Raw genomic sequence first — 21,516 nt, forward strand, 5'->3', positions numbered from 1 at the left:
CCCCGCCGGCGGGGCGGGGGTTTCGCAGCCGGGGCTCGCGGGGCCGGTTTCCCGGTCCCGCCGCGTCAGCGCCCCGCCCTCAGTTGAACACCCGCACCGACAGCGCCGACTGGTAGATCAGCTGCAGCAGGTCGCGGGCGATCTGGAAGCTCTTGGCGCCGAGCTGCGGCAGGATGATCAGCTCATCCCCCGGGCGCGGCCCCTCGCGCGGGTCGAGGATGATCTGCCCGCTGGCGCGGCGGATCATCACCCCGCCGCTGTCGCCGCGCTGGGTGTAGCCGCCGGCGGCCTTGATGTAGTCGTCGATGGTCATGTCCGGCCGCCACAGGATGGCCTGCGGCGTCGTCACCTCGCCGGCCACCAGCACCGTGTCGGAGCGCTCGGGAATGACGATGGTGTCGCCGTCCTCGAGCCGCACCGCCGAGCAGCGGCCGCCATTGTCCATCACCACGAGGCGCCCCTCGGGCTGCAGCCGCCGGCCGCGCTGGATGTAGTTGGAGACGAGCTGCGCCTCCTGGCTGCGGATCTCGGCGACGCCCGTGGTGGCGGAGGTGGCGGTGAAGAGCTGCCGCTCCAGCCGGTCCAGCGCCTCGTTGATGGCGCGGCGCTGCTGCGCGGCGATGCGCGGCCGCAGCAGGAAGACCGACCGGGTGTCGGCCAGCGCCGCGTCCACCGCGACATGGTCGAGCAGCTGGCAGAGGTTCATGTCGCGGTCGGCGACCAGCACCGAGGGACCGATGCGGCTGCCCTCGACGAAGACGCGCACGGTGGGCGCCGGGGCGTCGGTGATGAAGGTGACGACGTCCTGGTCGAGCAGGGTCTGCTGCCGCAGCGCCGCCATGTCCACGTAGCGCGACCAGGGCTGGCCGCGCCGCGTGCCGCGGATCACCGCGTTGGTCACCGCCGGCAGGGCGCCGGCGAGGTCGAGCAGCTCGCTGCCCGCCATGCCGCCGCCGGCCACCTCGAAGAGGTAGTTGTTGCGCACCGCGCCATCGGCCGAGACGGTGGAGCCCTGCTTGGCGACGACGATGGTGTCGCCGTCCTGCAGCGTCAGGCGCGGCAGCTTGCCCTGCAGCAGGAAGGGGTAGAGGTCGATCCGCACCAGCGGCCGGCCGCCACGGTTGATGGTGATGTCGCGGTAGGAGCCGCGCACCGGATCGACGCCGCCGGCGCGCATCAGGAAGTCCAGCACGGTCTCGGAGCCCGAGCCGAGGTGCCGGCCCGGCAGCTTGACGAAGCCGGTGACGTAGACGCCGATCTGGCTGGCCGAGAGCAGCACGGCATAGACCTGCACCTGCTGGGTATAGATCCGCCGCACCTCCGCCTCGACGGTGCGCTGCAGGTCGCCGGCGCGGGTGCCGGCCAGGCGCAGCGGGCCGATCGAGGGCAGGAAGAGGTTGCCGTCCGGGTCGATGGCGCCCATCACCTCCGATTCCACCGGCCCCCAGACGCGGACGCTGATCCGGTCCCCGGCGGAGAGGCGGTAGTTCGGGTTCGAGGTCTCGGAGGGCGTGGGCGCGCCGCGCGCGAAGAGGGCGGCGCCGAAGACGGTGCGGCTCGGCCCGGGCGGGCGATAGGGCTCGGCGAGCGGCCCCTCGGCGGTGGCGCTGGCCTCCGCCTCGGTGGTGCTGCCGGCGCGGTTGATCATCGTCTCCTCGGGCAGCAGCTGCGGCACCGCCTGCGGCTGAGAGGCGCCGCCGCGCGACATCAGCCCCGGGCTCGGCGCGTTCAGCAGCGGGTTCTGCTGCGCCAGGACAGGGGCGGCACCGGCCAGGAGGGCGAGGAGGGCGGCCAGGAGCGCGCGGCTAGAAGGCATGTTCTCGGATTCCTGCGAGCATCATCCAGCCGATGCCGTAGAGCACCGAGAGGACGATGAAGATGCTGAGCAGCGTGACGGCGGCGCGGGGGTAGAGGGGGTAGTCGGCCAGGTTGGGCTCCACCACGCGGGCGAGGAAGATCTGCTGGCGCTGCGCGTCGAGCCGCGCCGTCTCCAGCGACAGCGTGGCGGAGGCGAGCTGCTTGTTGGCGAACTCCCGCTCCAGCGCCAGCCGCTCATAGGTCGCGAGCTGGCCGGGCAGGGCGCCGTCATGGGTCATGCGGCGCCGCTGCTCGGCGATCTCGCGCTGCAGCGAGGCGATGCGGTTGCGGATGGTCACGATCTGCGGGTTGTCCGGCCGCATGAAGCTCGACTTCTCCTGCAACTCGGCGCGGGCGCCGGTCAGCGCGCCCTCCAGCGCGCCGAGGCCCTCCATGCCGATCTGCGCGTTGCCGGTGGGATCGACCGACTGCTCGCGCAGCCGCCACTCGGTGATCGCGGCCTGGGAGGCCAGCACGCGCTGTTCGGCCCGCTCCAGCTCGTCGCGCGCGCTGCGCAGCGACTCCTCCCGCGAGCGCGCGGAGAGATGGTTGACGAAGAGCTCCGCCAGGCGGAGCTGCTCCTCGGCGATGCGCTGCGCGTCCTCCGGCCGGAAGGCGCGGGCGCGCAGCGTGGTGATGCCGGAGGTGGAATCGTTCACCACGGTGTTCATCATGCCGTGGTACATCTTCAGGATCTCGTCCGGCGGGTCGGCGAACCACAGCCGGCCCAGCAGGTCCGCCTCCGGCCGCCGGTAGAGCCCGACGATGTCGATGCCCTCCTTCAGCGCGTGCAGCGCGTCGTGCGATTGCAGGTAGTCGCGCACGCTGAGCGATTCCTCGCTGACCTGCTTGAAGCCGGCGGCGCCCATCATCTCGGTGAGCGAGCTGGCGCCGCGGCTGTCCTGCCGTCCGCGCACCAGGTAGCGCGCCTCCGAGACATACTGGCCGGCGGCGAAGCCGTAGAAGTAGATGCCGGCGATCAGCGTCGGCAGCACGACCAGCAGCAGGTAGAAGCGCTTGCGCCAGAGGCTGCGCAGCAGCGGCGAGGGGCGGCGAGGAGCGGCGTGGCTCTGCGCCGCGCCGGAGATGGCGGGGTCAGAGACCCTGGTAGGCGGCGATAGCTTCATCGACATCCTCATAGAATTCCAGCATGCCGTTCCGCAGGATCGCCGCTGTCTTGCAGTACTTCTTCACATGCAGGGCGTTGTGCGAGACGATGATCATCGCGGCGTGGGCACGGCGGGTGTCGAGCACCTCGCGGCACTTGTTGGCGAAGCGCGCATCGCCGGTGGAGAGCGCCTCGTCCACCAGGTAGCAGTCGAAGTTGACGGCGAAGGAGAGCGCCATCAGCAGGCGCGAGGACATGCCGGAGGAATAGGTCCGCACCGGCTCGCGGAAATAGGGTCCGAGCTCGGCGAAGTCCTCGACGAACTCCTCAGTGCGCTTCAGCGGCGTGCCATAGAGGCGGGCGATGAAGCGGGCGTTGGCGGCGCCGGTCAGGCTCGACTGGATGCCGTAATTGCCGCCGATCGGCCAGGACATCGACAGGTCGCGCCGCACCCGGCCGCGCGTCGGCCGCTCGACCCCGGCCAGGATGCGCAGCAGCGTGGACTTGCCGGCGCCGTTGCGGCCCAGGATGCCGACATGATCGCCCGGCGTGATGCGGGCATTGACGCCGCGCAGCACGTGGCGGCGCGCCGTGCCCTGCCGCACCTCGAAGCTCTTCCAGACGTTCTCCAGCTCGATCGCGCCCGCCATGCTCACTCGCCCATGATGGAGAGGCGGGATCGGGCGGCGCGCAGCCCGGCCAGGCCCAGGATGTTCAGCGCCAGGATCCAGGTCAGGACATAGGGGATGTCGTAATGCGGCACGGTGCGGTCGCCGAACTGCGCCCATCGGTTCAGCTCGTGCACATGCACCAGCGGGTTCCAGAGCAGGAACTCGCGCGTTTCGCTCGGCATCATGTCGACCATGTAGAAGGTCGCCGAGATCGGCATCAGGATATAGGTGAACGGGTGCACGATCCGCTCGACCGGCTCGTAGAAGACCTGCAGCGCCGCCAGCAGCATGCCGAAGCCGTGCCCGAGCAGGGCGCTCATCAGCAGGCCAGCGATGAAGACGGCGGGCTGATGCGGATACTCCCCGAAGAAGACCATCGCCACCGTGATGAAGATCGTGATGACGGCGGCGCAGATCATCATCTCCAGCACACTGCGCGCCACCATCACGTCGGTCAGCGAGATGCTGCGGTGGAAGAGTAGGGAGATGTTGGCCTGGATGCCGTTCGCGCTGCGGTTGACGATGGTGCGAAACATCATGAAGGGCAAATAGCTCAGGGCGTAGAACAGAAAGGTGGGCAGCCCGTTCGGCAGCGATTCGCGGCGCGCCCAGTGGATTGAGGAAATCATGAGAGCGAGCAGCATGGGCTCGCCGAACAGCCAGATATAACCGGCACGTCCACTGCCGAACCGGGTCAGCATCTCGCGCGTGAACAGCGCGCCGATGACCCGGATCTGCGCCGAGAGCGCGCTGCTCGGGAGGCGGCGCGGGATGTCCTCGATCACGGCCGCGCCACGGCGCCGCCGCGCAGCAGCGGCCGCGCCGCGGCCCAGCCGGAGGAGGCGTCCTCGCAATAGAGCGCCGCCCGGCCGCCGCCCATCGCCAACTCACGGCAGTTGCGGCCGCTGCCGGCGAAGTAGCTGCGCGCCACCCGCACCAGCGCCGGCGGCGCGCCGGGGGCGGGGGGGAGCATCGCCTGCTGGCCCTCCCGCGCGGTGGCGGCGAAGGCGGCGAGAGGGTCCTCGGGCCGCGGCGGCGGCAGGGTGGCCTGGGCGGGAGGAACGGGCTCCCGGGCCGTCCCGAGTCCCGGCAGGCTGCCGCATCCCCCCAGGGCGGCCGCGATCAGGAGCAGAGGAAACAACCTGGAGATGCTGACGGGAATGGTCTTCAGCACGTTGATATCCTTGACTCCGGTGGCATACACGCCTGATTGCATGATAAAAACTTACCGCAGTGCAGTGCGCATGGCAAAACCTACCTATGGTTTTAACATTAATATCCGATTCATCTCAGATTGTGCGAGGGCGGCGCTGAACCACCTGAAGTCCGGTATCGCCTTTCCGGATCTGGCCCCGGCCGAAGCCCGGCATCTCGCCGCCTTCTGGCCGGAGCACGATCTCCGCCCAGCCAGCGAGGCCGGCCTCTGGGCCGTGCCGGCCGACAGGGCCGTGCCCTGCCCGCCGCGCGGAACCGGGCTGCTGCGCTATGCCACCGGCCTGCTGCCCTCTCCCCGCTTCGCCGGGCGCGGCCGTGCGGTCGCCCTCCTGCCGGTGGAGGGCGCCGCGGCCTGCCTGCTCGCCACTCCCCTGGCCGCGCCGCCGGAACTGGCGCCGGAGGCCGCGGCCCGCGCGGCCGCGGCGGCGGCGCTGATGGCGGAGGCGCGGATCGGCGGCGCGGCGGGCCTGCCCGACCCCGGCGCCGCGGCGCTGCGCCTGCCGCCCCGCGCCGCCCTGCTGGTGCTCGACCCCTGCCGGCCGGAGCGCGCCGCCGCCGCCCGCGCCGACCTGGCGCAGGCCCAGGCGCGGTCCCAGGGGCGGGGGGGCGGGCGGCCGCTGATCCTGGCGCGCGACCCCGCCGCGCCGCCGGGCGCCCGTCCGGTCCTGGCGCCGCCGGCCGGCGCGCACTGGCTGGACCGGCCGCTGGCGCCCTGGACCCTGCTCGACCTCGCGGAGGATCTCTATGGCGCCGATGCCGGCATGGCGCTGCTGGCGGCCATTGCCGGCGTCGCGGTGGCCGGGTACCGCCTGGCGCCGCTGCCGCGGCTGGCCGCGCTGATCGCCGCCACGCGCTGCGCCGACCCCTTCCTCTCCCGCCCCTGGCGCTTCGAGCAGGCCTTGGCGCAACTGGCCGAGTGGCGGGCGCGGCAGGAGGAGAACCGGCGCGTCGCCGTCTGCCTCGGCATGGCCTTCTGGAAGCGGCGGCGCATCGCCGCGCTCTTCGCCCATGCCAGCGGCGGGCCGGGCTTCGCCGCCACCCCGGCGGGCGCCCTGCGGCGGGCGAAGCGGCAGGGCGGGGCCGTCGCCGCCTGGGCCGCCGCCATCCCGCCCGGCTTCCGCGAGGCCTGCGCCGCCCAGGGCGTGGCGCTGCTCGCGGTGGAGGACGGCTTCGTCCGCTCGCGCGGGCTCGGCGCGCGCTTCCTGCCCGGCGCCGCCTATGCGGTGGATGCGCGCGGCATCTATTACGACCCCGCGCGCCCGAGCCAGCTGGAGGTCCTGCTGGCCGAGGCCGACTTCCCGCCGGCCCTGCTGGCCCGCGCCGCGGCGCTGCGCCGGGCGATCGTGGCGCGCGGCGTCACCAAGTACAATCTGGGCGGCGCCACGCCGGCGATCGCCGCGCCGCCCGGCCGGCAGCGCCTTCTGGTGCCGGGGCAGGTGGAGGGGGATGCCTCGGTGCGACTCGGCGGCGGGCCGATCCAAGGCAACCTGGCCCTGCTGCGCGCCGTCCGCGCCGCGCATCCGGAGGCCTTCCTGATCTACAAGCCGCACCCCGATCTGGAAGCGGGCTTCCGCCGCGGGCGGCTGGAGGCCGGGGAACTCGCCGCCCTGGCCGACCAGGTGGTGACCGGCGCGCCGCTCGCGGCACTTTTCCCGCAGATCGACGCGCTGCACACGCTGACCTCCCTCTCCGGCTTCGAGGCCCTGTTGCGCGGCCTGCCCGTCACCACCTGGGGGCAGCCCTTCTATGCCGGCTGGGGCCTGACGGAGGACCGCAACCCGCCGCCCCGGCGCGGGCGCCCCCTCAGCCTCGATGCCCTTGTCGCCGGCGCGCTGATCCTCTTTCCTCGCCAGGTGGACCCCGTGACCGAACTGCCCTGCCCGCCCGAGACCGTGCTGGAGCGCCTGGACGACCCCGGCGCCTGGACCCTCTCCCCCTGGACGCTGCACCGCGGGCTGGAGGGCCGCATCCGCGCCGCGCTGGCCCGGATCGGGCGGCTGCGGTGAGGTTCCGCCACGTCGTCATCACCGGCGCCTCGCGCGGGCTGGGCGCGGCCCTGGCGCGGCGCTTCGCCGCGCCGGGCGTGCGGCTCGGCCTGATCGCCCGGGACGAGGCGGCCCTGGCCGGGGTGGCCGCCGACTGCGCCGCCCGTGGCGCCCTGCCGCAGGTGGCGCGCTGCGATGTGCGCGAGGCGGAGGCGCTGGCGCGGATCGTCGCCGGCTGGGAGGCCGAGGCGCCGGTGGACCTGGCCATCGCCAATGCCGGGATCAGCGCCGGCACGCGGCCGGATGGCCGCGCCGAGGGGCTGGCCGCGCTGCGGGCGCAGATCGAGGTGAACCTGCTGGGCGCCGTGCATCTGGTGGAGGCGGTGCTGCCGGGGATGCAGGCGCGGCGCCAGGGCAGCCTCGGGCTGGTCGCCTCGCTCGCCGCGTTCCGGGGCCTGCCGGACAGTCCCGGCTATTGCGCCAGCAAGGCCGGGCTCTGGGCCTATGGCGAGGCGCTGCGGGCCGGGCTCGGGCCGCGCGGCCTGCGCGTCACGCTGATCGCACCCGGCTTCTTCGAGAGCGCCATGGGGGAGCGCTGGGTCGGCCCGCGCCCGCTCTCCCTCACCGCCGGGGCGGCCGCCGACCGCATCGCCCGCGCCCTGCAGCAGGGCGACGCGCAGCTCGCCTTCCCCTGGCCCCTGGCCTGGGCGCTGCGCCTCGCGCCGCTGCTGCCGGCGGCGGCGGTGGACGCCCTGGTGCGGCGCATGGCCTTCCAGGTGCGGGAGGGGTGAGCGGCGGGGCCGGGGCGACCGCCACCCGGCCTCAGGCCTCCCGCGGCCGCAGCAGCCAGCAGGCCAGCCCGCAGCCCGCCAGCTGCGCCGCCACCAGCAGGAAGGCCAGGTCGTAACGGCCGGTCCAGCCCACCAGCAGGGTGAAGGCGAGCGGCCCGCCGATCGAGCCGAGGAAGCCGAAGAGGCTGGCGGCGGAGGTGACGTCGCTGACCAGGGCGGCGGGCGCGACCCGGGCCAGCTCGGCGATATGCACGCCGTTCCAGCCGATGGCGGTGAAGCCCACCAGCATGGCGCAGCCCTGCAGCAGCCAGCCGCCCTGTCCGCCCAGCGTGACGAGCAGGCCCACCGCCAGGGCCGAGACGGCGGCTTGCAGCACCAGGTGGCGCATCGCCTGGCCCATGCGGTCGGCCAGCCAGCCCATGGCGATGCGCCCCAGCATGCTGGCGCCCTGCATCGCCGCCATGGTCCGCCCCGCCTCGGCCAGCGAGGCGCCGTGGCGGGTGACGAGATAGGTGGCGGTGAAGGCCATCAGGCAGGCCTGCATCACCGAGAAGGAGGCGCCCAGCGCCGTCAGCAGCGGCAGGGTGGGGTGGCTGCGCAGGATGCTGGCGGAGCGGAGCAGCGCCGCGGGGGAGAGGAAGGCGCGGGCCCAGCCCGGCCGGGCCTCGCCGCGCTCGCCGTCCAGGCGGCGCCGGAAGGGCTGCACCACCAGGATGGTGAGGAGGCTGACGGCGATCAGCATCCAGAGCGCGGCGGAAAGCCCCTGGCCGGCCACCAGCGGCGCCACGATCAGGCCGGCCAGCGCGCCGCCCAGCGGCACGCCCGCCTGCTTGATCGAGAAGATCAGCGTGCGGTGCCGGCGCGGCGCGGCGCGCATCAGGATCTGGCTGCCCGCCGGGGTGTTCGGCGCGGCGCCGAAGCCGATGGCCAGCGCGCCGAGCAGGGCCGGGAGCCCGAGCGGCTGCGACAGGACGAACAGGCCGAGGGCGGTGCAGGCCAGGCCGATCTGCAGGGTCCGCACCGGCCCGTGATGGCCGAGCATCGGCCCGCCGCAGGCCAGGCACCAGCAGATGCCGGCCGAGGTCATGGCGGAGACGAGGCCGATCCCCTCCGGCGGCAGGCCGGCGCGGGCCATCAGCGGCGGCCCGAGCAGCGGGATGGCGATGGTGGCGAAGGAGCTGATGGTCTGGACGATCAGGGTCGCGACAAGGGCGCTGGCCCATAGAGGCAGTGTCAATTCCGGCTTCCACCCTTCCCGTCGCCCGGTCCTGCGGGCCGGGTCTTGCGGACAGTGTGCCGGAAGGGGGGAGGCGCGCCAAGGGACGCCCCCCCGCCGGGCGCCTCAGTCGAGCAGGGTCTTCAGCACCGCGTGGAGGGCGTTCTTGCGCTCGAAGCCGATGCCCGGGCTGTCGTGCAGGTGGATGCGGCTGTCCCGCACCGGCGTGTCGTCGGCGAAGCCGCCGAAGGGGGCGAAGACCTCCGGATAGCTCTCGTTGCCGCCAAGGCCGAGGCCCACCGCGATGTTGAGCGCGAACTGGTGGCCGCCATGCGGCACGCAGCGGCGCGGGCTCCAGCCGTGCTGCGCCAGCATCTCCAGCGTGCGGAGGTATTCCACCAGGCCATAGGACAGGGCCGGGTCGAACTGCAGGATGTCGCGGTCCGGCCGCAGGCCGCCATGGCGGATCAGGTTGCGGGCATCCTGCATGGAGAAGAGGTTCTCGCCGGTGGCCAGCGGGCCGCCGTACTGCTCGGCCAGGGCGGCGTGGTTGCTGTAGTCCAGCGGGTCCAGGGGCTCCTCGTACCAGCGCAGCCGGTAGGGGGCGAGGGCGGCGCCGTAGGCCAGGGCGGCATGCAGGCCGAAGCGGCCGTTGACGTCGACGCAGAGCCGCGAGCCGTCGCCGCCGAGCAGCGCCAGCACCGCCTCGATGCGCTTCACGTCCTCGGGCAGCGCCTCCTTGATCGGCACGCCGGGGGCGCCGCCGATCTTCATCTTCACCACCGAATAGCCCATGCCGAGGTAGCGCCGCATCTCCTCGACCAGCGCGGAGACGTCCTTGCCGGGGTAGTAGTAGCCGCCGGCGGCGTAGATCCAGGCGGTCTCGTCCGCCTGGCCCTGGCGGAAGCGCTCGGCCAGCAGCTTCCAGAGCGGCACCCCCTCCAGCTTGGCCGCCGCGTCCCACAGCGCCATGTCGAGCACGCCGACGGCGACCGAGCGCTCGCCATGGCCGCCCGGCTTCTCGTTGCGCATCATGGCGGACCAGGCGCCGGCGGGATCGAGCCCGCCCTCCGGCGTCGCCAGCAGCGCCTCCGGCGCCTCCTGGAGGCGGGGGATGAAGCGCTCGGCCAGCAGGCCCGGCTGGGCGTAGCGGCCGTTGGAGTTGAAGCCGAAGCCGGTGGCGCTGCGGCCCTGCCCGTCCTCCACTGTCACGGCGACGATGCTCGCCGTCATCTTCGAGAAGTCGATATAGGCGTTGGCGATCTCGCTGCTGATGGGCGCGACGCCCTGGCGGATGGCGGTGATGCGCATGGGCCTGCGGTTCCTCCGGTTGCGCGCGCAGAGTAGCGCGGGCGCACCGGAAGCCCAGTCCCGGCCCTGCCGATGGGCCCCGCCGGCCCGGTCCTCAGCCCAGGGGGTTGTCGGACAGCCGGGCGAAGGGGCCGTAGAGGTCGCAGAGATCGGTCTTCGCGCTCAGCCGGCGGTAGCGCAGCTTGCCGTGCGGCTCCTGCGGCTGCACCGCCAGCATCTGCTGGCCCAGCCGGTCGAGGTAGAGCGCATGGCGGTAGCTCTCGCCGCGATAGATCACGTAGACCTCGCGGCTCTCGGCCACCTGGTCGTTCAGGTCGTCGAGCGCCCAGCGGCGCCAGGCGACCGACCAGCCCTCCCGCGTGCGGCTGAGGGCGCGGGGGTCCATCTCGGCATGCAGGGTGAAGAAGGCGCGGTGCCTCTCGACCAGCTCGCCCAGCTCATCCCGCAGCCGGCCGATCACCGGGTTGACCGGGCCGGCGGGCGGCTTGGCGGTCTGGTGGACATCCTCCCCGCCATAGCCGGTGAAGCGGGCCTTGTTGTAGTCGGCCAGGGGCGAGGGGCTGCGCCGTTCCCCCTGCAGGGGCCCCGGCAGGCTCGGTTGTTTCGGATTCTTCCAAAGGTCGCTCATCCCGCGCTCTCCGCTGAGGTGCGCGAGTTCTGCCACGGCAGGATGAACGAAAGGTGGATGCGGCGGAACCTCAGAGGGCCTCGTAGCCTTCCGCCGCGATCAGCGCGGCGACCCGCGCGCGCGGCAGGCGGGTGCGCGCGGTGACCTGGCCGGCCTCCAGCGACACCGCGACCTCGGCCGCCGGGTCCTCCGCGCGGATCGCCTCGGTCACGGCGCGGACGCAATGGGCGCAGCTCATGCCGCGCACGGCCAGGGTGATGGTCTCGCTCATGGGGTCTTCTCCAGCTCGTCCAGGATGGGGCAGTCGGGGCGGCCGTCGCCATGGCAGTGCGCGGCCAGGTGGCGCAGGCTCCGCGCCATGGCCTGCATCGCCTCGGCCTTGGCCTCCAGCGCCGCGACATGGTCCAGCGCGATGCGCCGCACATCGGCGCTGGCGCGGTTGCGGTCGCGCCAGAGCGCCAGCAGGCGGCGCACATCCTCAAGCGGGAAGGCGAGCGCGCGGGCATGGCGGATGAAGCGCAGCACGGCGACATCGGCGGGGGTGTAGTCGCGGTAGCCATTGGCCAGCCGGGCCGGGACCAGCAGCCCCTCGGCCTCGTAGTGGCGGATCATCCGGGCGCTCAGCCCGGCGCGCCCGGCGGCCTCGCCGATGTTCATCGTCCGGGCCTCCAGCGCGAGAGCAGCAGCGCGTTGGACAGCACCGCGACCGAGGAGAAGGCCATGGCCGCCCCGGCCAGCGCCGGGGAGAGCAGGCCGAGCGCCGCCAGCGGGATGCCGAGCGCGTTGAAGCCGAAGGCCCAGGCCAGGTTCTGCCGGATCCTGGCCAGGGTGGCGCGGGTGACGGCCAGCGTCGCCGGCACCAGGGCGGGATCGGGGCGCAGCAGGGTGACATGGGCGGCCGCGATGGCGGCGTCGGTGCCGCTGCCCATGGCGATGCCGAGATCGGCGGTGGCCAGCGCGGCGGCGTCGTTCACCCCGTCCCCCACCATGGCGACGCGCCGCCCCTCCTTCCGCCAGGCGGCGATCCGCGCCGCCTTCTGCTCCGGCAGCACCTCGGCCGCGACCTCGCGGAGGCCGAGCTGCCGCGCCACGGCCTGGGCGGCGGCGGCGCCGTCGCCGCTCAGCATGGCCACCGCCACGCCCTGCTCCCGCAGCGCCCGCACCGCCTCCGCGGCGCCCGCGCGCGGCGTGTCGGCGAAGGCGAAGAGGGCGAGGACGCGGGGCGGCCCGGCTTCGATCGATCCGACCTCGATCAGCCAGGACAGACTCGCGCCCTTGCCGGCCTCGGTGGCAGCGGCGCCTTCCAGCGGGCCGGGCGCGGCGCCGCTCTCGGCCAGCAGGCGCGGGCTGCCGAGGCGCAGGCGGCGGCCATCGACCACCCCCTCGACGCCACGGCCGGGCAGGGCGCGGAAGGCCTCCGCCACCACTCCGCCGCCGCTGCCCTCCGCCTCGGCCTCGGCCAGCACGGCGCGGGCCAGGGGGTGCTCGCTGCCGGCCTGCAGCCGGGCGGCGGCGGCCAGCACCTCCGCCCGCGTCACGCCGGGCGCCGTGTGCAGGGCGGCCAGGTGCGGCCGGCCCTCGGTCAGCGTGCCGGTCTTGTCGAAGGCGACCAGGGTGATGTGCCCGGCGCGCTCCAGCGCCTCGGCGTCGCGGATCAGGATGCCGGCGCGGGCGGCGGCGCCGGTGCCGGCCATGATGGCGGCCGGGGTGGCGAGGCCGAGGGCGCAGGGGCAGGCGATGACCAGCACCGCGACGGCATGCAGGATGGCCGCCGGCAGCCCGGCGCCGGCCAGCAGCCAGCCGAGCAGGGTCAGCGCCGCCACGCCCAGCACCACCGGCACGAAGACGGCGCTGACGCGATCCACCAGCTTCTGCACCGGGGCGCGGCTGGCCTGGGCCGCCTGCACCAGCGCCGCCACCCGGGCCAGCCGGGTCTCGCCGCCGACGGCGGTGGCGCGGACCACCAGCCGCCCGTCCAGCGCCACGGTGCCGGTGGCGGCGGTGTCGCCGGGATGCTTCTCCACGGCGCGGCTCTCGCCGGTCAGCGCGCTCTCATCCACGCCCGAGGCGCCTTCCTCCACCAGCCCGTCGGCCGGGATGCGCTCGCCGGGGCGGATCACGACGCGGTCGCCGACCCGGAGCGTGGCGGCGGGCACCTCCTCCTCCCGCCCGGCCTCGTCCAGACGGCGGGCGGTGCGCGGGCGCAGCGCCAGCAGGGCGGCGATGGCGGCGCCGGTGGCGCGCCGCGCGCGGCCCTCCAGGAAGCGGCCCAGCAGCACGAAGGCGATGATGATGGCCGAGGCCTCGAAGTAGAGATGCGCCTCGCCCCGCGCCAGCAGGACCACGGAGAGGCCGAAGGCCGCCGAGGTGCCGAGGGCGACCAGCAGGTCCATGTTGCCGGTGCCGGCGCGCAGCGCGCGCCAGCCGGCGCGGTAGAAGCGCCAGCCCAGGCCGAACTGCAGCGGCGCGGCGAGGGCGAGCTGGAGCCAGCCCGGCGGCATCCAGTGCCGGCCGAGGGCCATGCCGAGCATGCCGGCCAGGAAGGGGGCGGCCAGGAGGAAGGCCAGCGCCAGCTCGGCCCTGTCGCGCCAGGGGCCGCGCCAGGGGCCGCGCCCGCCTTCCGCCTCCGCCGTGGTGGTCCCGGCCGTGGTGACGCGATAGCCCGCCCCGGCCACCGCCGCCGCCAGCGCGGCCTCGTCCAGCCCCGCCAGCAGGCGCAGATGCACCCGCTCGGTGGCCAGGTTGACCGAGGCCTCCAGCACGCCGGGGACGGCCTTCAGCGCCCGCTCCACGCGCCCCGCGCAGCTGGCGCAGGTCATGCCGCCGATGCCGAGGTCGCGTTCCTCGATTGCGAGCCCGTAGCCGGCCTGGCCGACCGCTTCGGAGAGCGCCCGCAGCTCGGCCGTGCCGCGCACCTCGGCGGTCTCGCCGGCCAGGTTGACCCGCGCCTCCGCCACGCCCGGCACCCGCCGCAGCGCGCGCTCGACCCGTCCGGCGCAGCTGGCGCAGGTCATGCCGGTGATGGGCAGGGTGATCCGTTCGGAGGGGGGGCTGGCGTCGGGCATGGGAAGGAGATGGGGCTTTCCATTGTGGGAAGGTCAAGAGCGCCATTGACCGGCGCCGCGGGGCAGGGTTGATCCCCGCGCATCATGCGCCTCCTCCCCCTTCTCCGCTCCCTCGCCGGCCTCGCGGCCCTCCTCGCCGCTTCCGGCCCCGCCGCCGCGCAGGCCCCCGACGCCGCGCAAGCCCCCGACGCCGCTCCGGGCGGGAGCCACCGCATCCAGCTCGCGAACCGCACCGGCCAGGTGGCGACCGGCTTCTACGCCCTGCGCGAGGGGCGGGCGGCGCAGGGCGGAGCGGAGGGCTGGGGGCGCAACACGCTGCCCGCGCCGATGCCCAGCGGCAAGCTGTTCACCCTGGCGACGCGGCCCGAGGCCGGCTGCCGCTTCGACCTGCGGCTGGTGGTGCAGGACGGCCGCGAGGCCATCCTGCGCGGCCGCGACATCTGCGCCGAGCCCCGCATCGCCGTCACCGAGGCCGATCTTCGCCCCGCGTCCAGCCAGCCGGCGCCCGGCGCGCCCAATCCGCGCGCCCGCGTCTCCTCCGGCAGCGGCTTCGTGGTGGCCACCGACCGCGTGATGACCAACCAGCATGTCGTCGCCGGCTGCGACCGCATCTTCATCCGCACCGCCGATGGCCGCCTGCTGCCCGCCGTGCCGCCGGCCCGCGTCGATGCCGGGCTGGACCTCGCCCTGCTGGCCGTGCCGGGCAACCCCGGCGAGCCGCTGGCCTTCCGCGCGGCGCCGCCGGTGCGGCGCGGCGAGGGGGTCATCGCCTATGGCTTCCCGCTGCCGGGCCTGCTCTCCTCCGACCCCAAGCTGACGCGCGGCGAGGTGAACGGGCTGAACGGGCTCGGCAACAACCCGGCGCACTACCAGATCAGCGCCGCGGTGCAGCCGGGCAATTCCGGCGGGCCGCTGCTCGACCTGCAGGGCAACCTGGTCGGCGTGGTGGTGAGCAAGCTGCACGCGCAGAACATCGCGAAGCAGACGGGCGACATCCCGCAGAACGTCAATTTCGCGGTGAAGGGCGAGGCCGCCCTGGCCTTCGCCCGCCGCGCCGGGCTGGCGCCCGCGACCGCCTCCAGCACCGGCGCGGAGAAGAGCGCGGCGGATGTGGGTGAGATCGCCAATCGCGGCGCCGTCTTCATCCGCTGCGAGCGGTAGAGCAGGTCCCGACCTGGGGGAATCGCCTGATCGGGCGAAGATGCTCCTGAAAACGATAGGCCAGAGCGGTTGCCGTGAGCCGGTGCGAACGGCAACCGCTCTGGCCCGGGCTCAGCCCTCCCGCGCCAGCCGCGCCTCCGCCTCAGCCAGCTCCTCCGGCGTGTTGGCGTTGAAGAAGGGGTCCGCCGGCCCGCCCGGCCATTCCGCCTCGGCGCAGCCATGGCGCGCCGTCCAACGGGCGACCTTCCGCTCATCGGCCAGGAGCGCCCGCCGCAGGGCGTCGCGCAGGGCCACCGGCCAGAGGCCGACCGCCGGATGCAGCCGGCCGCCGGAGCGGGCGCAGGCCAGGGGCGTGCCGGCCGCCACGCGGGCCGCGCGCAGCCGGGCGGCCAGGTCGGCGGGAATGAAGGGCGTGTCGCCCGGCACGGAGAGCAGCCAGCCGGCCCCGTCCCGCCGCTCCGCCAGCCAGTCGAGCCCGGCGAGGATGCCGGCCAGGGGCCCCGGCTGCCCGGGCAGGGGGTCGGGCAGCACGGGAATCGCCGGCCCCGCCCAGGGCGCGAAGCGGGCGGGATCCCCGTTGGCGCTGAGCAGCAGCCCCGCCACCTGCGGGCGCAGCCGGGCGATGACATGGGCCAGCATGGGACGGCCGCCGAGCGGCAGCAGCGGCTTGTCGCCGCCCCCCATGCGGCGCGCTTGGCCGCCGGCCAGGATCAGGCCGAAGACCGGTTCGCTCACCGGAGGAAGCGCTGTCGGAACCAGTCGTCCAGCATCGCCTTCTCGAACCACAGGCGGTCCCCCGCCCGCGCCATGCGGGCGCGCGCCAGATAGGCCATGTCGCTCACGCTCTCCTCCGCCACCGCCGGCGCCTCGCCTGGATGATGCCCTGGATGATCCGTTGGATAACCCCCTGGGCGGACCAGCGCATAGCGCAGGCGGATGCGCGGCCAGGTGGCCTGCGTCATCACGCGGAGGTCGGGGTTGTCGATGCGCCAGGGCTCGCGCCGCCCGGCCAGGTCGATGTCCAGCACGGTGACGCGAAGCGCGGTGCCGGGCGGCAGGCGGGCGCCGAGCGCTTCCAGGTGCCGCCTGATGGCCAGGAGCTCCGGCGCGTCCGGCCGGGCGCCGCCGCCGCCATCGAGCCGGGCATCGGTGAAGCGGGCGGGATCGGCGAAGTCCACGCTCACCCCGGCGAGGGCGGGGGCGGAGGGCAGCAGCAGGCCGGCGGCCGCGAGCGGCGCCATGCGACGGAGGAGACGGACGGCCATGCTGCCCTCCCTGAACGGCCAGCCCTGAACGACCGGCGGGCAGATGGGCATGGCGCGCGAGGCCGGCAAGGAGGGCGCCGGCCGGGAGGGCACGGGCCAGGAGGGCACGGGCAGGGGTGCCCGGCGGGAGGAGGCCCGCCGGGCGGCCGGGTTCAGGCGGCGCGCTCGGCCACGCATTCGCGCAGCGACTCGCCCAGGATGTCCATCCCCTCGTTGATCAGCGCGTCGGAGGCGGTGAGCGGCACCAGGAAGCGGACGACATTGCCGCGCACGCCGCAGGCCAGGATGATCAGGCCCTTCTGCGCCGCCCGGGCGATCAGCGCCTTGGTCAGGTCGGGGTCGGGCCGGTCGGGGTTGTTCCCCGAGACCAGCTCCATCGCCACCATGGCGCCGAGGCCGCGGATATCGCCGATCACGCCCTCCAGGCTGTTGGAGGACTGCATCTCCTTCAGCCGGCCGGTGAGCAGCTCGCCGATCTGCTCGGCCCGGGCGCAGAGCCCTTCCTCCTCGATCACGTCGAGCACGGCATTGCCGGCGGCGCAGGCCAGCGGGTTGCCGCCATAGGTGCCGCCGAGGCCGCCGGCGCCGGGGCTGTCCATGATCTCGGCCTTGCCGGTGACGGCGGAGAGCGGGAAGCCGCCGGCCAGCGACTTGGCCATGGTCATCAGGTCGGGCTGCACGCCGGAATGCTCGATGGCGAACATCTTGCCGGTGCGGGCGAAACCGGTCTGCACCTCGTCCACGATCATGACGATGCCGTGCTCGTCGCAGATCTTCCGCAGGCCGGCGAGCAGCTCGCCCTGGGCGACATAGAAGCCGCCCTCGCCCTGGACGGGCTCGATGATCATGGCGGCGATCCGCTTCGGATCGACATCGGCGCGGAACATCACCTCCAGCGCCTCCAGCGTCTGCGCCACCTCCTTGCCGTGATAGGTCACGGGGAAGGGCAGGTGATAGATCTCGCCCGGCATCGAGCCGAAGCCCGCCTTGTAGGGCACCACCTTGCCGGTCAGCGCCATGCCGAGCAGGGTGCGGCCGTGGAAGGCGCCGGAGAAGGCGATGACGCCGTTCCGCCCGGTGTGGTGGCGGGCGATCTTGACCGCGTTCTCGATCGCCTCGGCGCCGGTGGTGAGGAACACCGTCTTGCGCGGGCCGCGCGTCGGCACCTTCTCGTTCAGCCGCTCGGCCAGGCGGATATAGCCCTCGTAGGGCATCACCTGGATGCAGGTATGGCTGAAGCTGTCGAGCTGCTTCTGCACCGCCGCCTTGACCTTGGGGTGCAGGTGGCCGGTGTTCAGCACCGCGATGCCGGCGGCGAAGTCGATGTAGCGCTTGCCCTCGATATCGGTGATCTCGGCATTCTCGGCCTTGGCCGCGAAGACCGGCAGCTGGATGCCCAGACCGCGCGGCACCGCCGCCTCGCGCCTCGCCTGCAGAGCCGCGTTGCTCCCGGTTGCCGTCACGCTCATCGCCCGTCACTCCCAATGGCCATGGATGGCGCGGACCATGCGCCCCTCGCCGTGTCCGGGCAAGGGCGGAGGCGGGCGAATCGCCGCGTGGCCTGAAAATATCGCTGTGCGATCAAAGGCCTGGGTGATCAAGGGCCTGGCGATCCGGGGCGGGCGGTCAGGCCCGCCGGGCGGGGCCGAAGGCATCCTCGGTGGTGGCGCGAACGACGCTGGCGAAGAGGCGCAGCGCCTCCGGCCCGCCCTGGTCGATCAGGGCGCCCTCCTCCATCTCGCTGGCCAGGGTCTCGGCCTGGCCGGCCAGGAGTTGCGCGGCACGGCGCAGCGCCTCCTGCGACAGGGCGAGCTGCTGCTGTTCGGTGAAGTCATGCCAGGTGGCGAGGGCCATGGTTGCTCAGTCCAAGGTTGCGCCATCCTGGCCGGGGTTCCCGCCTCGGGGGGCGGCCGGCGCAGCCTGCCCGCCGGAGGCTTGACGAAAGCTGAAGGCGCGGTGGCCTCAGCCCTCGCGCGCCAGCTCGTAGAGCGCCACGGCGGCGGCGACCGAGACGTTCAGGCTCTCCACCGCGCCGGAGATCGGCAGCCGCACCAGCTCGTCGCAGGTCTCGCGCTGCAGCCGCCGCAGGCCGCTGTCCTCGGCGCCGAGCACCAGCGCCACCGGCCGGTCCCGCGGCCTGGCGCGGGCCAGCTCCTCGCGCGCCTCCCCGGCCAGGCCCATCACCCAGTAGCCGGCCTTCTGCAGGGTCTGGATGGTGCGCGCCAGATTGACCTCGCGCGCCACCGGCACGCTGTCGAGCGCGCCGACGGCCGCGCGCGCCATGGCGCTGGTCTCGGGTGGCGCGTTGCGGTCCTGCATGACCACCGCGGCGGCGCCGAAGGCGGCGGCGGAGCGCAGGATGGCGCCGACATTGCGCGGATCGGTCACCTGGTCGAGCAGCAGGACGGTGCCGCGCGAACGGGCCAGCACCTCGTCCAGCGGCACCGGAGGCAGCGGCTCGGCCAGCAGGGCGGCGCCCTGGTGCACCGCGTCCTCCGGCAGGAAGGTCTGGAAGCGGCCCCGCTCGGCCCGCTCGGCCTGCAGCGGCCAGGGCCTGGGAAGGCGCGCGGCCAGGGCCTGCTCGGCCTCGGCGGTCAGCAGCAGGCGGCGGTTGCGGCGGCGCGGATTGGCCAGGGCGGCGGCGACGGTGTGCAGGCCATAGAGCCAGAGCGTGCCGCCCTCGGCGCGGTCGCGGTCGCGCGCCGGCGCGGCCTCGCCGGCGGCGTCGGGGCGGCCGCGCGCGGCCTCGCGGCGGTCCTGCGGCCGCTGCTCCGGCGCCGGCGTGGCCGGGGCGGAGGCGGCGCGGAATGGGGTACGGGCGGGGCGGCGCGGGCCTTCCGGCCGGCGAGGGGGGCGGGACATGGCGGCATCCTGCGGATCGGCGGGGACAAAGCAAGCGAATGACGGGGCCGGCGGGCGGCGGCGGGCGAAGCGAGCGGATTCTTCGCCCCCTTCGCGCGGGGTGCGTTGACAGGCGGTGCCGAAACCGGATAGTGCGCGGCGCTCCCGCCGGCCGGGGAAAGCGCGGAGGGGTGCCCGAGTGGCTAAAGGGGACGGACTGTAAATCCGTTGGCTTGCGCCTACGTTGGTTCGAATCCAACCCCCTCCATATCCGGCCTGTCGCCGCGAGGCATCGCGGCACCGGCCGGGCGGCAATCCTCCCCGGTTGGACGGCGCCACGGCGCGGTGGCCCGCAAGGGCCCCGCGCGGTGCGGGTGTAGCTCAATGGTAGAGCCCCAGCCTTCCAAGCTGGTTGTGCGGGTTCGATTCCCGTCACCCGCTCCATCTCTCTGCCGAGGGGCTGGAGCCGGGTGCGGGGCAGAGGGCCGGATGTCGCGCCGGTATCGGCGCTGGACCGACAGGGTGACGATAGATGGCGAAAGCTAAGTTTGAGCGGACGAAGCCGCACTGCAACATTGGCACGATCGGGCATGTGGATCATGGCAAGACGTCGCTGACGGCGGCGATCACCAAGGTTCTGGCGAAGTCGGGCGGTGCGTCGTTCACGGCGTATGACCAGATCGACAAGGCGCCGGAGGAGCGGGCTCGCGGCATCACGATCTCGACGGCGCATGTCGAGTACGAGACGGCGAACCGTCACTACGCGCATGTGGATTGCCCGGGCCACGCCGACTACGTGAAGAACATGATCACGGGCGCGGCGCAGATGGACGGCGCGATCCTGGTCGTGTCGGCGGCCGACGGCCCGATGCCGCAGACGCGGGAGCACATCCTGCTGGCGCGCCAGGTTGGCGTTCCGGCGCTGGTGGTGTTCCTGAACAAGTGCGACATGGCGGACCCCGACCTGCTGGAGCTGGTGGAGATGGAGGTGCGCGAGCTGCTGTCCTCCTACCAGTTCCCGGGCGACGACATTCCGGTGATCCAGGGCTCGGCGCTGATGGCGCTGGAGGACAAGAACCCGGAGCTGGGCGAGCAGGCGGTGCTGAAGCTGATGGAGGCGGTGGACGCCTACATTCCGCAGCCGGAGCGTCCGAAGGACCGTCCGTTCCTGATGCCGATCGAGGACGTGTTCTCGATCTCGGGCCGCGGCACGGTGGTGACGGGCCGCGTGGAGCGCGGCATCATCAAGGTCGGCGAGGAAGTCGAGATCGTCGGTCTGAAGGACACGACGAAGACGACGGTGACGGGCGTCGAGATGTTCCGCAAGCTGCTGGACAGCGGCGAGGCGGGCGACAACATCGGCGCGCTGCTGCGCGGCACGAAGCGCGAGGACGTGGAGCGCGGCCAGGTTCTGGCGGCGCCGGGCTCGATCAAGCCGCACTCGAAGTTCAAGGCGGAGGCCTATGTGCTGACGAAGGAGGAGGGTGGCCGTCACACGCCGTTCTTCACCAACTATCGTCCGCAGTTCTACTTCCGCACGACGGACGTGACGGGCGTGGTGACGCTGCCGGAAGGCGTCGAGATGGTGATGCCGGGCGACAACGTGTCGATGGACGTCGAGCTGATCGCGCCGATCGCCATGGACGAGGGCCTGCGCTTCGCCATCCGCGAGGGCGGCCGCACCGTCGGCGCCGGCGTCGTCGCCAAGATCAGCAACTGATCCGCCTCCCGCGCCGGCCTGGCCGGCGCGTGGGGAAAGGGAGCGGGCGGTCCCCCGGGGGCCGCCCGCTCTTTCTTTGCGCGGGCTTTTGTGCCGGGCGGGTGGCGGGCGGCGGAATCCTCTACAGTTCCGCCCGGACCGCAGAAGGACAGCACGGCCGATGCCCAGCAGACTGGACCCCCTGCCGCCCGGCTGGGCCGGCAGCCGCTACGCCAGCTTCGGCCGCCGCCTCGGGGCGCAGCTGATCGACTTCCTCTGCCTGCTGCCGGTGGGATTCCTGCTCGGCCTGGTGCAGGCGATGTCGATCTCCCTGCAGGGCGGCGATCCCGCCGAGCAGGACCCCGGCCTGCTGTCGGAGCTGATGGTGCAGCTCATCCTGGCGCTGATCATCCTGCTCTTCTGGGTGCTGCGGCAGGCCACGCCGGGCAAGCTCGCGCTGGGGCTTCGCATCGTCGATGCCGAGACCGGCGCGCCCGCCTCCTTCCCGCGGCTCCTGGCGCGGTACTGCAGCTACATCCTCTCCGCCCTGCCGCTCTGCCTTGGCTACTTCTGGATGCTCTGGGATCCGCGCCGGCAGTGCTGGCACGACAAGCTGGGGCGCACCGTGGTGCTGCATGTCGGCGGCCCCTCGACAGGGGTTGCCGGCTGACTTATAGACCCAGCCTCGCGCAGCGATGGCGCC

The 21,516-nt window shown here is 73.7% G+C and carries 21 protein-coding genes and 2 tRNA genes; 7 read left to right on the forward strand and 16 right to left on the reverse strand.

The window, feature by feature from the left end; all coding sequences use genetic code 11:
* Positions 1-79 precede the first annotated feature (79 nt).
* Genes D9598_RS04290 through D9598_RS04310 form a run of 5 tightly spaced genes read right to left on the reverse strand, consistent with a single transcriptional unit; the run spans position 80 to position 4,810 of the window.
* On the reverse strand, positions 80-1,816 hold the full coding sequence (locus tag D9598_RS04290) for a polysaccharide biosynthesis/export family protein (RefSeq protein ID WP_198365176.1): 1,737 nt from the start codon (positions 1,814-1,816) through the stop codon (positions 80-82).
* Positions 1,806-2,990 (reverse strand): capsule biosynthesis protein, encoded by a 1,185-nt coding sequence (locus D9598_RS04295; protein ID WP_232476901.1) that lies wholly within the window; start codon positions 2,988-2,990, stop codon positions 1,806-1,808. The genes D9598_RS04290 and D9598_RS04295 overlap by 11 nt, the downstream gene beginning before the upstream one ends.
* The gene (locus tag D9598_RS04300; protein WP_198365177.1) at positions 2,953-3,615 is read right to left on the reverse strand and encodes an ABC transporter ATP-binding protein; all 663 of its coding nucleotides are present in this window, start codon (positions 3,613-3,615) and stop codon (positions 2,953-2,955) included. The genes D9598_RS04295 and D9598_RS04300 overlap by 38 nt, the downstream gene beginning before the upstream one ends.
* Positions 3,616-3,617: 2 nt before the next feature.
* A complete protein-coding gene (locus tag D9598_RS04305; protein WP_198365178.1) occupies positions 3,618-4,421 on the reverse strand; it encodes an ABC transporter permease in 804 nt (267 codons plus the stop codon).
* Positions 4,418-4,810, reverse strand: coding sequence for a hypothetical protein (locus D9598_RS04310; protein WP_198365179.1), 393 nt, complete (start codon positions 4,808-4,810; stop codon positions 4,418-4,420). The genes D9598_RS04305 and D9598_RS04310 overlap by 4 nt, the downstream gene beginning before the upstream one ends.
* 70 nt (positions 4,811-4,880) lie before the next feature.
* Between D9598_RS04310 and D9598_RS04315 the strand changes: the two genes are divergently transcribed.
* Both D9598_RS04315 and D9598_RS04320 read left to right on the forward strand, forming a co-directional pair.
* Positions 4,881-6,857, forward strand: coding sequence for a hypothetical protein (locus D9598_RS04315; protein WP_198365180.1), 1,977 nt, complete (start codon positions 4,881-4,883; stop codon positions 6,855-6,857).
* Positions 6,854-7,627, forward strand: coding sequence for an SDR family NAD(P)-dependent oxidoreductase (locus D9598_RS04320; RefSeq protein WP_198365181.1), 774 nt, complete (start codon positions 6,854-6,856; stop codon positions 7,625-7,627). Before D9598_RS04315 ends, D9598_RS04320 begins: the two co-directional genes overlap by 4 nt.
* A gap of 31 nt (positions 7,628-7,658) precedes the next feature.
* Here the strand turns inward: D9598_RS04320 and D9598_RS04325 are convergent, their stop codons facing one another.
* The 6 genes from D9598_RS04325 to D9598_RS04350 all read right to left on the reverse strand — a co-directional run bounded on the left by D9598_RS04325 (position 7,659) and on the right by D9598_RS04350 (position 13,847).
* Positions 7,659-8,864, reverse strand: a complete 1,206-nt coding sequence (locus D9598_RS04325; protein WP_198365182.1) for an MFS transporter — start codon at positions 8,862-8,864, stop codon at positions 7,659-7,661.
* 105 nt (positions 8,865-8,969) lie between these two features.
* Positions 8,970-10,154 carry an enolase C-terminal domain-like protein gene (locus D9598_RS04330; protein ID WP_198365183.1) on the reverse strand — a complete coding sequence of 395 codons (1,185 nt, stop codon included), beginning with the start codon at positions 10,152-10,154 and terminating at the stop codon, positions 8,970-8,972.
* 94 nt (positions 10,155-10,248) lie between these two features.
* Positions 10,249-10,782 carry a hypothetical protein gene (locus tag D9598_RS04335; RefSeq protein WP_198365184.1) on the reverse strand — a complete coding sequence of 178 codons (534 nt, stop codon included), beginning with the start codon at positions 10,780-10,782 and terminating at the stop codon, positions 10,249-10,251.
* Between the two features lie 70 nt (positions 10,783-10,852).
* Positions 10,853-11,053, reverse strand: coding sequence for a heavy-metal-associated domain-containing protein (locus tag D9598_RS04340; RefSeq protein ID WP_198365185.1), 201 nt, complete (start codon positions 11,051-11,053; stop codon positions 10,853-10,855).
* Positions 11,050-11,439, reverse strand: a complete 390-nt coding sequence (gene cueR, locus D9598_RS04345) for a Cu(I)-responsive transcriptional regulator (protein WP_198365186.1) — start codon at positions 11,437-11,439, stop codon at positions 11,050-11,052. Before cueR ends, D9598_RS04340 begins: the two co-directional genes overlap by 4 nt.
* Entirely contained in the window at positions 11,436-13,847 is a 2,412-nt protein-coding gene (locus tag D9598_RS04350; protein WP_198365187.1) for a heavy metal translocating P-type ATPase, read from the reverse strand. Before D9598_RS04350 ends, cueR begins: the two co-directional genes overlap by 4 nt.
* Positions 13,848-13,931: 84 nt before the next feature.
* Here D9598_RS04350 and D9598_RS04355 point away from each other — a divergent pair, with 84 nt between their 5' ends.
* A complete protein-coding gene (locus D9598_RS04355) occupies positions 13,932-15,008 on the forward strand; it encodes a trypsin-like peptidase domain-containing protein (protein ID WP_198365188.1) in 1,077 nt (358 codons plus the stop codon).
* A 111-nt stretch (positions 15,009-15,119) separates the two neighbouring features.
* Here the strand turns inward: D9598_RS04355 and mobA are convergent, their stop codons facing one another.
* From mobA to rlmB, 5 genes are all read right to left on the reverse strand, one after another.
* Positions 15,120-15,743: a molybdenum cofactor guanylyltransferase MobA gene (gene mobA, locus D9598_RS04360; RefSeq protein WP_370591931.1), complete on the reverse strand. Its 624-nt coding sequence runs from the start codon at positions 15,741-15,743 to the stop codon at positions 15,120-15,122.
* The gene (locus tag D9598_RS04365; RefSeq protein WP_198365189.1) at positions 15,740-16,273 is read right to left on the reverse strand and encodes a DUF3016 domain-containing protein; all 534 of its coding nucleotides are present in this window, start codon (positions 16,271-16,273) and stop codon (positions 15,740-15,742) included. Before D9598_RS04365 ends, mobA begins: the two co-directional genes overlap by 4 nt.
* Positions 16,274-16,425: 152 nt before the next feature.
* Positions 16,426-17,742: a 4-aminobutyrate--2-oxoglutarate transaminase gene (gene gabT / locus D9598_RS04370; protein ID WP_198365190.1), complete on the reverse strand. Its 1,317-nt coding sequence runs from the start codon at positions 17,740-17,742 to the stop codon at positions 16,426-16,428.
* Positions 17,743-17,899: 157 nt separating this feature from the next.
* Positions 17,900-18,127: a hypothetical protein gene (locus D9598_RS04375; RefSeq protein WP_198365191.1), complete on the reverse strand. Its 228-nt coding sequence runs from the start codon at positions 18,125-18,127 to the stop codon at positions 17,900-17,902.
* Positions 18,128-18,235: 108 nt separating this feature from the next.
* The gene (gene rlmB / locus D9598_RS04380) at positions 18,236-19,135 is read right to left on the reverse strand and encodes a 23S rRNA (guanosine(2251)-2'-O)-methyltransferase RlmB (protein ID WP_198365192.1); all 900 of its coding nucleotides are present in this window, start codon (positions 19,133-19,135) and stop codon (positions 18,236-18,238) included.
* Between the two features lie 164 nt (positions 19,136-19,299).
* Here rlmB and D9598_RS04385 point away from each other — a divergent pair.
* The 4 genes from D9598_RS04385 to D9598_RS04400 all read left to right on the forward strand — a co-directional run bounded on the left by D9598_RS04385 (position 19,300) and on the right by D9598_RS04400 (position 21,483).
* A tRNA-Tyr gene (locus D9598_RS04385) sits at positions 19,300-19,382 on the forward strand.
* Positions 19,383-19,484: 102 nt separating this feature from the next.
* A tRNA-Gly gene (locus tag D9598_RS04390) sits at positions 19,485-19,558 on the forward strand.
* Between the two features lie 88 nt (positions 19,559-19,646).
* Positions 19,647-20,834, forward strand: coding sequence for an elongation factor Tu (gene tuf / locus D9598_RS04395; RefSeq protein ID WP_198365193.1), 1,188 nt, complete (start codon positions 19,647-19,649; stop codon positions 20,832-20,834).
* Positions 20,835-20,994: 160 nt separating this feature from the next.
* Positions 20,995-21,483 (forward strand): RDD family protein, encoded by a 489-nt coding sequence (locus D9598_RS04400; protein ID WP_198365194.1) that lies wholly within the window; start codon positions 20,995-20,997, stop codon positions 21,481-21,483.
* Positions 21,484-21,516: the final 33 nt, after the last annotated feature.

Origin of the sequence: Roseomonas sp. KE0001, from assembly GCF_016107285.1 — a bacterium.
Lineage (GTDB): Bacteria > Pseudomonadota > Alphaproteobacteria > Acetobacterales > Acetobacteraceae > Pseudoroseomonas.